The organism is Halapricum desulfuricans (assembly GCF_017094525.1).
Lineage (GTDB): Archaea > Halobacteriota > Halobacteria > Halobacteriales > Haloarculaceae > Halapricum > Halapricum desulfuricans.
In genome coordinates this window covers 1,268,140-1,280,054 of sequence record NZ_CP064788.1, presented here as the reverse complement: position 1 = coordinate 1,280,054, position 11,915 = coordinate 1,268,140, and the positions used below count along the sequence as shown (strand labels likewise).

Genomic DNA, 11,915 nt, shown 5'->3' with positions numbered 1-11,915 from the left:
GCGATCTGTCGCGCCGGTCGGTTTTCCGGCTACGCTCCCCAGACGAGCACGAGGGCGAGAATTACGGCGATAAACACCGTCACAACTCCGGCAAACCCCGTCAGCTTCACTCGCTTCCCGTACGTGTCGAGGCCGTCGCTGGTGTAGAGAATCGTGACGAGCCGTGATGGATGTCTGAACGGACTCGGGGGCCGTGGCTGTGGAATCCGCTCGCGGAGTCGACGGTACTCGCTGAACGACCAGGCAGTATAGAGTGCGAGTCCGGCGATCAGCCCGAGCGCAGCGACGAAAGCACCGACAGCCGTAACTCCGATCGGGTCCGTGATCTCGGCCTGTACCGACGACGGTTCGGCCCGGTATGTGAGATACACTGTCCCGACGAGCGATAGCGCGAGAACGACCGGCGAGCCGAGCATGAGGTACTTACTGAGACTGTTTATCGTGCCGAGATCGAATCCCAGCAGTGTTTCGTCACGTGTCGACCCGTATTCGTCCCCCAGTCGCAACTCCGTGTCCTGACCGGGGTTGCGCGCACCGATAGCGTGAAGCGTCGTCAAGAGGGCGAGCAGACCACCGAATCCGACGTATACGAAGGGCATGCGCACCGTCCGGCGTTCGAGAAACGCCTGACTCGGCGCGTCTGGATCGACGTAAGCGGTCGCTGTCGCGTTCGGTTCGTACGGTTCGATGACCGCCGCCGCATCGCTCCGGAGGACGTACATGGGGCTAATTCGTCCAGGGAACACCTGTCGGCTCGTGTACTCAGTGCCCTGGAACCGGTACGTGTGCTCGACAGTGATCGGCACCCCTCGGACGGACCATCTCATCGGTTGAGGCGTTTGGAGTGTGGGGTCTTGAATCGAATGGCGTCCGCTTTAGCCTTCTGACGCGATCCACGCGCCGACGTAGCCGCCGACCGCGCTCAAGCCGACAAAGTACAGGAGATACAGCACCGCAGTGCCGGCCAGGAGTCCGGCGATAGCCGTTACCAGCTCACCGGAGAGGCCAGCAAACGCTCCAACGATTCCGAAGAGCACGACCACGAGCACCGGGACGACGGCGAAGACGCCGGCGAGAGCACCCGTCCGGAATCCGCTCCGGTGTTCGACCGGATCGAGGTAGCTCGCGACCCCGCCGCCGAGCAGTGGCGAAACGATCAGAAACCCGGTGACGACACTGACGACCGCGCCGACGAGACCGAGCATCCATCGCTGCGTCGGTTCGCCTGCCGCTCGGGCCTGGCGATGGAAAACGACGAGCGCGACCCCTGCGACCACGGTCAGCACGCCGGCAGCGACGAGCCCGATACCGAGCCATTCTCCCACGGCCACCAGCGCGTCGACGAGTTCTGCGTCGGTGAACACGTCCGTCTGTATATCGGCATCGTTCACGAACTCTACCGCGCTCGCTCTGTCTATCTCGGAGTAAATCACCGCACCGGTACCGCCGGTGAAAAGCCCGACGAGACCGAGTATCGCGCCGACGATCCAGTCGACTACGGGACTGAACGCGACGCGCGTTTCCGCGTCTGTTCTCGACGTGGAGTGTGTGGCAGTCTCCATGTTATCACGAACGAGGGGGCCAACAGTAAAACAGCCCACAGTGTTTCGGGACGTGAAACGAGATCGCAGTGACTGCTGTAACGATTTACCGGTACGATCGCATAACGGAGGCGATCGATCCGGAACAGACTTACAACCGACCGTATCAATAGCCATAGTCATACGGCAACAGCGCGAAAGCCCGCAGCTTCACCGATTGGTAGCTGACCGATCCGAGCGCTCACGTCCGATCCGGTGGAACTGTTCGAGCACGTTCTTGTCCCCGAGGAGTCGCGTCGCACGCTCATGGAGCTGTTTGGAGCGATCGACGAGGTCAGCGTATCCGTCGTGGTTCTGTCGTCGTTCGTCGCTGGTCTGTGCCTCGATCACCGCCCGTTTCGACTCGACGCTGAAGTACTCTCCGAGGGTATCAAAGGCAAGGACCCGGCGTTGCTGGTCGACCACGGTCTGCAGATCCTCCCGTTCGACCGGCTTGCAGAGATACTCGTCGAACGGGAGTTCGAGCACGTCGAAATCGGGATCAACAGCCGTCACCATAATCACGCGACCGTAATACTCCCGATCGTCGAGTTCGGCGAGCACCTCGTCGCCGGACATATCAGGCATGTGCCGGTCGAGCAGCACGATATCTACCTCCGAGCCGTCGATGACCGACAGCGCGTCCTGGCCGCTGTAGGCAGTTTCGACTGCACAGAACCCCCGGAGACGGAGGGCGTATGCGTCGGCGACTTCCCGCTCGTCGTCGACGACGAGCACTTGGAGATTCTCGTGTGGGCCGGGTTCCACCATCTACAGAATACGACCATATGTGGGCCGTATCGGTATAGGCCTTCGGAACAAGTCGGGTCGATAACGTCTGCATACCTAGAAGGGAGGGCGAAGCGGCTTCTCTGCATACCTAGCCACACGTTCTACTGTACTCCCACTCCTGGTACTTACCGTGTCCACCGCTGATCCCTCCAAGCCGAAACGACCGATGGATAGCGACGTTTCCAATAACCTGACGACGCCCGAACTGCTGGATCTGTTCGGTGACGAGTACACTCGAACGGTCCTCCGGCTCGTCGCCGAACAGCCTCGAAGCGGCCGTGAGGTCGCCGAGGCAGCAGACATCTCCCGTGCAACCGCGTATCGACGACTTAACGACCTTCGCGATGCGGGGCTCGTCCGCAGCGAAATGCAGATTCAGACTGACGGCCACCATCGGGAACAGTTCGAGGCCGTCGACGTGTCGTTCGCTATCGCGCTTGACGAGAACGGTCTCGAAGCGAGACGGCGGGAGACTGATAGTTCTCGCAGATAACGAGCTGCTTGGTACGCGTCGGCCCTCTGCCGCCCGAGAATTGCCGGTGAGACGTGAAGTCGTCCTCTCGGTCCCCGATCTGGATAACTGATCACTCGCCTCGGTCGCCAACGCCATCAAAGAACGCCGATAGTAGTTTTCGCTGTCCTGCCCGAAGGTGATACAGCAGTGTCGACCCGGTGATATCGAGCAAGTCCGCGACCTCTTCGGCGGTGCTCCCCCGCGGCGTTTCGAAGTAGTCAGCAAAGTACGCCGTACGGAGCGCGGTTTTCTGGCGTTCGGTGAGCCGCTCGGCCAGCCCGTCGCGGAACTCGCGGGCGGTCGTGGCTCCCCGTTCGCGTTCGCGTTTCGATCGAACGTCGAGGTCGTACTCGCGAGTGAGCGACGTGACGATCCTGCGGGTATCGCTATCGGGCGGGAACTCGACGACGATCTGACTGTCGTCCGGTTCGTACGTCGCCCGGCGGATCGTGCCACCCAGCGATGACACTTCGATCAACGGCGTCGCGCGATGGAGTTCAATCTCGACCGTGCCGCTGTCACCGAGCACTCTCGCGTGACCGACGTCGGGGTTGTTCGAAGCAGCGGCTGCGATGTCGTCGGGATCGCCGTCCGTCGGTGTCACGTAACAGAGCAGGGCGTCGCTCTCGTGTGGAACGGTTCCCGTGAGCGCCATCGTCGCATCCACCTCTCGGGCGACCGCCACCAGCAGCGCGTCGGCGCCGGGTTCGAACGTCACTTCCGTGACCGTGTCCGAGAGGAGCAGGTCCCGGTTGCGCCCGGCCGTGACGGCGAACCCCGCGACTGTCCCGAGCGTCTCGAAGCTCGTGCGTTCGCGTTCGGAGAACGCGTCGACTCGATCGGCATAGACGCCGACGACGCCGTGCACGGCCGCGCCGTACGTGAGTGGAACCGACAGCATCGACTGGACGCCGTCGCTGAACGCCGCCAGCCGGACCGCTTCGGGAATACCATCCTCGTCGGCGATCGACCTGACGACCTGGATCTGTTGTTGTTCGACGGCACGCTCCTCGGGCGTCGTGGCTGGACGTTCGATGGTCTCCCGCACAGCGGGAAACGTGTCACCGGTCTCCCCCGCGACTGCCCGGACGTCAAGGCCGGCCGTTCCGTCGGTTCGCTCACCGATCCAGACGAACGACCAGAGGTCCCGTTCACCCAGCTCACGGGCGAGCGTTCGTTCGATCTCCTCTCGGGACGGTGACGAGACGAGCTCGGCCACGACCTCGGAGCGTGTCTCGTCGATTGCGGCTGTCCGTCGGCGCTCCGACCGGAGCGTCTCTACCGTCTGCCTGGCGCGATACCGTCTGGAGACGTCACGCAAGTAAACCGTCACGTTACCGTCGACGGGAGTGACAGTCACGGACAGCCATCGTTCGAGTTCCGGATAGTACTCTTCGAAGGTTACCTCGTCGGTCGGCTCTTCGAGGGCTGCCAGTAGCGAGTCTTCGACCGACCGGAGGTCTGACTCGGCGACTGGGCTGCCGCTCGGATCTCCGCCGAGTAACTCCTGGGCCGTCTCGTTACTGTCGCTGATGACCCCCTCGCTTGACACCGTGAGAGCGCCGATCGGAGCTGCGTGAAGTCGATCGTCCATGTGTGCTATCGCTCCGTGCCGGACAGGCGGATCTCGAACCTGGCACCGCCGTTCCGAGATTCGGTGAGCGCGAGCTGCCAGCCGTGAGCGTCGACGATGCGTCGAACGATCGCGAGCCCGAGCCCTGTCCCACGGTCGGCCGTCGTATAGCCCGCCTCGAAGACGGCGTCGCGGTCGTCCGGTGGGATACCCGCTCCGCTGTCGGAGACGTAGAAGCCGTCCCCGAGCGAGCCGACACGGATCTCCAGCGGCGGATCGTTCCCGTCCGAGCCGTGCTGGATCGCGTTTCGAAACAGGTTCTCGAACACGCGTCGAGCCCGGTCACGGTCGGCTCGCGCGGTCGGAAGCGAGTCGGCGATCGCGATCGACGCCTGTCGGGTTTCGACCGAGCGCCACGCGTCTTCGGCCACTGACGCTATCGAGATCTCCTCGGACGCATCGATCACGTCGTCTCCGCGTGCAAGCGTCAGGACGTCCCGGACGATGTGTTCCATCCGGTCGTGAGCATCTGCGACCGCATCGAAGTGTTCCTGCTCGCCGGTCTCTTCAGCGGCTCGCAGGTGTGCCTTGGCCACGTCGATCGGGTTCCGAAGGTCGTGACTGACGATACTCGCGACGTGATCGAGCGAGACCGCCTCGGTGTCGCGTGCTGGAAGACGCACGAAGACGAGACATCCGCTGCCGTCGCCCTCCTGAACCTCCCGGACGACGTACGCGGGGTCGTCCGCACTGTCGAGGCTGACCCGGATCGGTCCCCCCTGCCGAAGTCGTTCGTAGGGTTCGTCGAACGCGGGCTGTCCGAACCGCTCGAATACGCTCTGGAGAGTCTCCGGTGGCGGTCCGAGCGCGTCGCTGAAAGCGTCGTTGACCGCCGTGATCACTGCGGTCCCGTCCTCGACAGTATAGGTGACTATCGGATCCGGGTACGCGTCGATCGGAATCGCTGCCGTGTCGAGGGCCATCTGTGGTGTCGTCCGTTTCGGTCGGATACGTCTGCGTTCGATTCCGTCCTGGTTGTGCTGTCCGTCGGGGTGTGTTTCTGATCGGCTCTCGTCTCCGACATCGGCACAGACCCTGATATAACGTTCGGCCGTGTCGCCGGACGAGAGACACCGAATGGAATATTATATCGTTGCGGCCGGACGGGACGAGTAAGGCAACGTGACGTTGCCTGTCGCTACCATGTCAATTGAGCAGTTCACCACGGAGGACGCACAGACTGCGAGCGGATCGCCGTTCGCACTGGAGAACAGCTACACGCTCGATATCACCGTCGACGGGTCGGTCTTCGCGAAGGCCGGATCGATGGTCGCCTACACGGGAGATCTCTCGTTCACCGGAAAATCGACGCCGAACAGCGGCGTCGGTGGCTTCCTCAAGGACGCCGTGACCAGCGAAGGGACACCGGTCATGACGGTCGAGGGTACTGGACAGCTCTATCTCGCGGATAGCGAGAAGAAGGTCCAGATCATCGAACTCGACGCGAGCGACGCGATCACGGTCAACGGCGAGGACATCCTCGCGTTCGAGTCGAGGATCGACTACGACATCTCGACGCTCGATAGTCTCGCCGGGGCGTTCGCTGGCGGGTTCACGAACGTCTACCTCGAAGGCCCCGGTCATGTTGCGCTGACCACCCACGGCGACCCGATCGTTTTCGAGCCGCCTGTCACGACCGACCCGAGCGCAACCGTCGCCTGGAGCCGGACGACCCCCGATGTCGAGGTCAACAAGAACCTCTCGGACATGATCGGCCAGGAGTCCGGAGAGCGGTTCCAGATGCAGTTCGGCGGTACCGACGGGTACGTCCTCGTCCAGCCGTACGAGGAACTGTGACCGACGCTGTGTTCACTCATACTGCCGGCTGTAACAAACTGAAGGAATTCGCCACCCCGGAGTGGCGAATATCTTTACGAACTTACAGCCGGCAGTATCAAGCTCCGTCCGTGCGACGATTCCGGACTCACCGTCGACAGTGACGATAACGACGACCTCCTCGTCGTCCGGCGCGATCCTGAAGTTGATGTAACGGGAATCCGGTAGCCTCGGGGACACTTCGCTCCCGGATAGGTAGGCCCGGATCGTCACTTCGTCGGCGTTGATTCCAGCGTTGAAGTAGCCCGAACGAAGATGTCTTCCGGCTGGTGTTCGAACATCACCGGACCATGTCTGAGGTATTATTTCTTGTTGGTTTTTGGCGGTCAAATCCCTTTTGCTCGCCATCGCCGCAATGGTCGGTCTCGTCGTCCTCTGGCAGAGCGCCTGGGGACTCTGTCTGCACACTGTCCTGCGTGCACTCGGGACGCCGATTTCCCGGGCACGAGCGATTCTCGTGTTCGTCGCCGCGACGTTTGCGAACCAGGTCACGCCGTTCGGCCAGGCCGGTGGCGAACCGATCAGTGCGCTCCTGGTTTCCGAGGCTGCCGACACAGAGTACGAGGACGGATTGGCTGCCATCGCCAGCGTCGACACGCTCCATTTCTTCCCGTCGATCGGGATGGCGATCACCGGGTTTGCGTTATTCGTCGTGCGCGGGTTCGACTTGCGCTACCGGGCGGTCTGGGCGGCGTCGAGACAGCGTTCATTCTCCGGGTTGTCTCTACGACTGGGATTGCGACGACTACCGCGACGGCTGCCGTCGTCATCTACCGGGGGGTGACGTACTGGCTTCGGATGTTAGTTGGCGGTGGTGTCGCCGCTGTGCTCGTCGACAACAGATACCGCGAGAGATAGCGGACACGCTTCGAAGAGTGCACCACAACGTCTCGACTTACAGGCTGTCGAGGCGAAAGCCTACGACTTGCGTCGTGAGACAAAGCCGTCGCTTCCGAAACCACCACTGTGACTTTTATCGCCGCGCCCGAATGAGGGGTATGATCGAACCGGATCTCACCGGACAGACAGCACTCGTCACCGGGAGCGCCAAAGGCGTCGGCCGCGGACTCCTGCTGGCGCTGGCCGACCGCGGCGCGGACGCGGCCGTCCATTACCGGACGAGCGACGACGCCGCGAACGAGGTCGCCGACCGGGCCGCGAAAGCCGGCGTCCAGACGACGGTCGTCCAGGGGGATGTCACCGAGCCCGAGGACGTGGCCGGGATGTTCGAGCGCGTCGAGGCCGACCTCGGGACGGTCGATATCCTCGTCAACAACGTCGGCGCGTTCGCGCCCTGCCACTGGGAAGACATCGACTTCGCCACCTGGAACACGGTGCTGGAGACGAACATCAACGGGACCTACCTCTGCTCGAAGGCCGCGCTGGGGCCGATGCGCGAGCAGGGCTACGGCCGGATCGTCAACGTCGGCTACGCCTCCAGCGAGAAGGGGCTGGTCAACACCAAGAACTTCCCGTACTTCGCGGCGAAAAGCGGCGTCCTGATGTTCACCCGGATGCTCGCCGCCGACACCCAGCACGACGGGATCACTGTCAACGCCGTCTCGCCGTACGTCGTCGAGAACTCCGACGAGTTCCCCGCCGAGGCCCCTCGCGGTCGCTGGGCCACCACCGACGACGTCGCGCAGGTGATGCTGTTCTTCCTGGATCCCGACAGCGGGTACATCTCCGGGCAGAACGTCGAGGTCGACGGCGGGTGGCTACCCGAGACAGTGTGATCAGGGACTCGTTGGTGTCGCCCCGTGCTCGTCGATGCGATCTCATTGACTCGCTGGTGGCTGTCAGAGGATTGTGGGAGACAGGACCAGGCGCTACTCGTCTCGAAGATTCCGAACGGCCACGTGGGATTCGAGGCTTGCCACCTCAAAGTCGGAATCGGCGACGACCAACTCCGCACCGGTTGAGCGGGCAGTCGCGGCAATCATCATGTCCCTGGCAGCGAGCTGAACCCCGTCTTCCATCAACTCTCGTTGCAACTGCGCGGCCTCGATCGCGACTGTCTCTGAAAAGTCGAGCGCCTGGACTCGGCCAAAATCCTGCCGACGCTGGTAGACGTCGGTCGGCCCGGGACCGAGGACCTCACCCGCGAGAACCTCGTAGACACAGATGCTCGAGGTGAAAAGCGTCTCTTGGTCGTCCACGAACGCAACTACGTCCTCAACGCCGGCCAGATAGTCGATGATGGCGGATGTCTCCAGAAAGCTCATCGGTCCCGTTCGAAGCTCCGACGTGACTGTTGCAGCACTTCACGGGCAGCGTCTGCCTGTTCTTCGTCCCAGACGCCGGGATTCATCGTATCACTCTCCCGAGCGAGTCGTGCCAGCAGTTCGTCGTACGTTTCGTTTTCCTGTTTGAGTCGGCTGAGCAGTTCTTTCGTGGTATCGGAAACTCGAATCGTGCTCTCCATATGTATACTTCGATTATACCGAGTGGTAAGCGTTTTGCCGGTCATCCGGACGGGTCGGTGTCATCGAGCGGGACCATCAAGCCCGCAGAACCGCAGTCTCGCTCAAATCCGTGCGCTTCGATTGCTGTCGCTCACGGACCATGTTCGCGACAGCAAATGGGGTCGCCCGGATTTGAACCGGGGGTACGGGCACCCAAGGCCCGAAGGTTACCAAGCTACCCCACGACCCCGCACTCGTCTGTAGTATGGTGGGGTGGTAAAACGTTTCGTTGCCAGGCGGCCCCGTCAGAACCGTCGCAGTCGTGGGGGAGCGATACAATAATACCCCTCCGGCCCCCATGACACATGCATGGAACAGAACGTCGGTTCTCTCGACAAGAACGTTCGTATCGTCGTCGGCGCAGTCGCCGGAATCGTGTCCCTCGCAGTGCTGGGCGGACAGCTCGACCTACCGGCGGTTGTATCGCCGGTACTGGGTATCGTGGCGATCATGATGCTCGGCACGGCCGCAACCGGCACCTGCGGACTGTACTCGGTGCTCGGCATCGATACCTGCTCGGCGTGATCGGCACGGCGTTATCGCAGTTATCCTACGCTCCGACCAGCGACGGGTCAGACACACTGACCACCGCGGTGTCCGATACGCCGTGACAATGGCCGGGTTCGATCCAGAAACGCCAGTCGAATCTGGAGATCGACGCCACGGATCACGGCCGGGACAACCTCGCGCCGCGGCTCCCGGAGCTCTCGGCCACACACGACTCGCCCGATCCCGACTCTTTCGAGTGGTCAGTTTCGTCGGATCCACCGGACGGCGACGGCGAGATCGATCCCCGGACCGACACCGTGAGTGTCTTCGCCGCCCCGAAACCGATCGAGCGCTCGGACAGCAACCTCTGATTCCGGCGAGGGTCCCGGCGGCCAGCTGCGGCCCGAAAGCACATGTCCGTCCCCGACCTCTGATCGGGTATGGTCACACCGATCGAAGTCGCCCTGGTGCTCGTCCTTCTGGCCCTGCTCGTCGGTGCCTACAGGATCGTCAAGGCGGTCAAGCCGTTCGTCTGGAACGCCGTCCTCGGACTGATCGTGTTCGTCCTCGCGGATCTGCTCTTCGGGTTATCAGTTGCGATCTCCCCGCTGACGCTTCTCGTCGTGGCGATCGCCGGCGTGCCGGGCGCACTGCTCGTGATCCTGCTGTCGTATCTGGAAGTGGCCTTCGTCGCCGGACTGTTCGTGCTCTAGAGACCCCAGATCGCCGCGATTCCGACCGTCGTGACGACCGCGAGCAGGGCCTGCAGCGGCCCGCCGACGCGCACGTAGTCGGTGAACCGGTAGCCGCCCGGCCCGTAGACGAAGAGGTTCGTCTGATAGCCGACGGGCGTCATGAAGGCCGTCGAGGCCGCGAAAGTCACTGACAGCACGAACGCGAACGGGTTGACGGTGAGTTGCGTCGCTACTTCGACCGCGACGGGGATCATCAACACGACCGACGCGTTGTTCGAGATGACGTTCGTCAAAAGCGCAGTCACGACGTACATGAGTCCGAGGACGAATATCGGCGGGAGCGACGGGGCGACGACGACGATGCCGTCGGCGATCAGTGCCGCGCCGCCAGTCACCTCGAGCGCGACTCCGAGCGGGATCACGCCGGCCAGCAGAACGATGACATCCCACTGCACGGCGTCGTAGATCTCGGTCGGCTTCAGACAACCGGTCAGGACCATTCCGAGCGAACCCGTCAGTGCCGCCGTCGCGATGTCGATCGGCGTGAGCGCGGCTAATCCGACGACTCCGGCGACGATACCGACGGCGACCGGAATCCTCGATTTCCGGTAGTCCGGGCGTGTGACTTCCTGTGCGACGATGAAGTCGCGGTTGTTGTTCAGCCGGTCGACGCTGTCGGAAGTCGCCTGGACCAGCAGCGTGTCACCGACCCGCAGTTGCGCTCTGTCCATGCGCTTGCGGATCAGCGACTCGCCGCGACGCAACGCCAGCACCGTCGCGTCGTAGCGCTGGCGGAAGTTCGAACTCGCGAGGGTTTCTCCCACCAGCGACGATCCCGGCGCGATCACGACCTCGACGAGGTTTTGGTTTCGTTCTGCGGTCTCGAGTTCCGTATCTGTGACTTCGACTTCCGGTAGTAGATCGAGGCCGTCAACGTCCATCAACTCGACGAGCGTCTCCCGGTCGGTTCGCACGGCGAAGATGTCGCCCGGCTGGATCGTCTTCGGACCGAGCGGCTCGAGGAACACGTCGTCCTCGCGGATCAACTGGACGAGATCGACGTCGAAATCGGAATCCGTCAGCGCCGTCTGGACCGCCTCGCCGACGATCGGCGAGTCCTCGCGGACGACGACCTCGGTCAGGTAGTCGGCCATCTCGAACTCCTCGGTCAGGTCCTCGGCGGGCTTGATCCGCGCCGGCGTGAGCAACCGCCCGACGGTCATGAGATAGATTGTTCCCACGATCATGACAACGATCCCGAGGCCGGTGAACTCGAACATCGAGAACTCCTCCAGAGTGGCGATACCGAGTTCGCGACCGAGGCGACCGGTGATCTCGCTGGCGAGGATGTTCGTGGAGGTCCCGATCAGCGTCAGCGTCCCGCCGAACATCGAGGCAAAGGACAGCGGCATCAACAGCTTCGAGGGCGACGACTTGCCCCTGTGTGCGAGATCGGTGACCATCGGCAGCAGGATCGCGACGGCGGCCGTGTTGTTGATGAACCCCGAGATCGGGCTGACGAGGCCGATCGTCGCCCCGAGTTGTCTGGTCTCGTCGTCGCGAGTGTAGGCGGCGACCTTCGATCCGAGGATCTGGATGGCGCCGGTTCGTCGAACGCCCGCGCTGAGAATGAACATCGCCAGCACCGTGATCGTCGCCGTGCTCGCGAACCCGGACAACCCCTGTGAGACGGCCGTCACGTCACTTCCCGGTTCGGTCAGGACGTATACCGGCCCTTGTAGCACGCCCCACATAGCCAGTTGTTCCGTGACTGGCTGTACCAGCAGGAGTGCGACCAGAATTCCGAGCGCAGTGATGTCGACCGGCACGACTTCCGTCGCGAACAACACTAGCGCTGCGAGGATGATCGCGAAAACGATCGCCGCGCCTGCCGAGAGCCCGAACAGTACC

Annotated in this window: 15 protein-coding genes and 1 tRNA gene; 6 read left to right on the top strand and 10 right to left on the bottom strand. The window is 62.8% G+C overall.

Going from position 1 to position 11,915, the window contains the following annotated elements:
- Positions 1–29 precede the first annotated feature (29 nt).
- From HSR122_RS06625 to HSR122_RS06615, 3 genes are all read right to left on the bottom strand, one after another.
- Positions 30–827, bottom strand: a complete 798-nt coding sequence (locus HSR122_RS06625; protein ID WP_229112002.1) for a DUF3592 domain-containing protein — start codon at positions 825–827, stop codon at positions 30–32.
- Between the two features lie 48 nt (positions 828–875).
- A complete protein-coding gene (locus HSR122_RS06620; protein ID WP_229112001.1) occupies positions 876–1,562 on the bottom strand; it encodes a DUF5518 domain-containing protein in 687 nt (228 codons plus the stop codon).
- Positions 1,563–1,751: 189 nt separating this feature from the next.
- Complete coding sequence (locus HSR122_RS06615; protein WP_229112000.1) at positions 1,752–2,351, bottom strand: response regulator; 600 nt, start codon at positions 2,349–2,351, stop codon at positions 1,752–1,754.
- A gap of 187 nt (positions 2,352–2,538) precedes the next feature.
- Here HSR122_RS06615 and HSR122_RS06610 point away from each other — a divergent pair, with 187 nt between their 5' ends.
- A complete protein-coding gene (locus HSR122_RS06610; protein WP_394355555.1) occupies positions 2,539–2,865 on the top strand; it encodes a winged helix-turn-helix domain-containing protein in 327 nt (108 codons plus the stop codon).
- Positions 2,866–2,956: 91 nt separating this feature from the next.
- Here the strand turns inward: HSR122_RS06610 and HSR122_RS06605 are convergent, their stop codons facing one another.
- Both HSR122_RS06605 and HSR122_RS06600 read right to left on the bottom strand, forming a co-directional pair.
- Positions 2,957–4,480, bottom strand: coding sequence for a bacterio-opsin activator domain-containing protein (locus tag HSR122_RS06605; RefSeq protein WP_229111998.1), 1,524 nt, complete (start codon positions 4,478–4,480; stop codon positions 2,957–2,959).
- Positions 4,481–4,485: 5 nt separating this feature from the next.
- On the bottom strand, positions 4,486–5,442 hold the full coding sequence (locus HSR122_RS06600; RefSeq protein WP_229111997.1) for a sensor histidine kinase: 957 nt from the start codon (positions 5,440–5,442) through the stop codon (positions 4,486–4,488).
- Between the two features lie 220 nt (positions 5,443–5,662).
- On the opposite strand from HSR122_RS06600, the gene HSR122_RS06595 reads away from it, so the two are divergent.
- Positions 5,663–6,316 (top strand): AIM24 family protein, encoded by a 654-nt coding sequence (locus HSR122_RS06595; protein ID WP_229111996.1) that lies wholly within the window; start codon positions 5,663–5,665, stop codon positions 6,314–6,316.
- Positions 6,317–6,328: 12 nt separating this feature from the next.
- On the opposite strand, the gene HSR122_RS06590 is transcribed toward HSR122_RS06595, so the two are convergent.
- Complete coding sequence (locus HSR122_RS06590) at positions 6,329–6,703, bottom strand: hypothetical protein (RefSeq protein WP_229111995.1); 375 nt, start codon at positions 6,701–6,703, stop codon at positions 6,329–6,331.
- A gap of 7 nt (positions 6,704–6,710) precedes the next feature.
- Here HSR122_RS06590 and HSR122_RS06585 point away from each other — a divergent pair, with 7 nt between their 5' ends.
- Positions 6,711–7,139, top strand: coding sequence for a lysylphosphatidylglycerol synthase domain-containing protein (locus HSR122_RS06585; RefSeq protein ID WP_394355544.1), 429 nt, complete (start codon positions 6,711–6,713; stop codon positions 7,137–7,139).
- A 214-nt stretch (positions 7,140–7,353) separates the two neighbouring features.
- Positions 7,354–8,091 (top strand): SDR family NAD(P)-dependent oxidoreductase, encoded by a 738-nt coding sequence (locus HSR122_RS06580; protein WP_229111994.1) that lies wholly within the window; start codon positions 7,354–7,356, stop codon positions 8,089–8,091.
- A 93-nt stretch (positions 8,092–8,184) separates the two neighbouring features.
- Here HSR122_RS06580 and HSR122_RS06575 read toward each other — a convergent pair whose 3' ends face one another.
- The 3 genes from HSR122_RS06575 to HSR122_RS06565 all read right to left on the bottom strand — a co-directional run bounded on the left by HSR122_RS06575 (position 8,185) and on the right by HSR122_RS06565 (position 9,010).
- The gene (locus tag HSR122_RS06575) at positions 8,185–8,580 is read right to left on the bottom strand and encodes a PIN domain-containing protein (protein ID WP_229111993.1); all 396 of its coding nucleotides are present in this window, start codon (positions 8,578–8,580) and stop codon (positions 8,185–8,187) included.
- The gene (locus tag HSR122_RS06570; RefSeq protein WP_229111992.1) at positions 8,577–8,780 is read right to left on the bottom strand and encodes an antitoxin VapB family protein; all 204 of its coding nucleotides are present in this window, start codon (positions 8,778–8,780) and stop codon (positions 8,577–8,579) included. The genes HSR122_RS06575 and HSR122_RS06570 overlap by 4 nt, the downstream gene beginning before the upstream one ends.
- Positions 8,781–8,937: 157 nt before the next feature.
- Positions 8,938–9,010: transfer RNA gene (locus HSR122_RS06565), tRNA-Pro, on the bottom strand.
- Between the two features lie 119 nt (positions 9,011–9,129).
- Here HSR122_RS06565 and HSR122_RS06560 point away from each other — a divergent pair.
- Positions 9,130–9,345: a YgaP family membrane protein gene (locus HSR122_RS06560; RefSeq protein WP_229111991.1), complete on the top strand. Its 216-nt coding sequence runs from the start codon at positions 9,130–9,132 to the stop codon at positions 9,343–9,345.
- 404 nt (positions 9,346–9,749) lie between these two features.
- Entirely contained in the window at positions 9,750–10,022 is a 273-nt protein-coding gene (locus HSR122_RS06555; RefSeq protein ID WP_229111990.1) for a pro-sigmaK processing inhibitor BofA family protein, read from the top strand.
- Here HSR122_RS06555 and HSR122_RS06550 read toward each other — a convergent pair.
- Positions 10,019–11,911, bottom strand: coding sequence for an SLC13 family permease (locus HSR122_RS06550; RefSeq protein ID WP_394355554.1), 1,893 nt, complete (start codon positions 11,909–11,911; stop codon positions 10,019–10,021). The genes HSR122_RS06555 and HSR122_RS06550 overlap by 4 nt on opposite strands.
- Positions 11,912–11,915 lie beyond the last annotated feature (4 nt).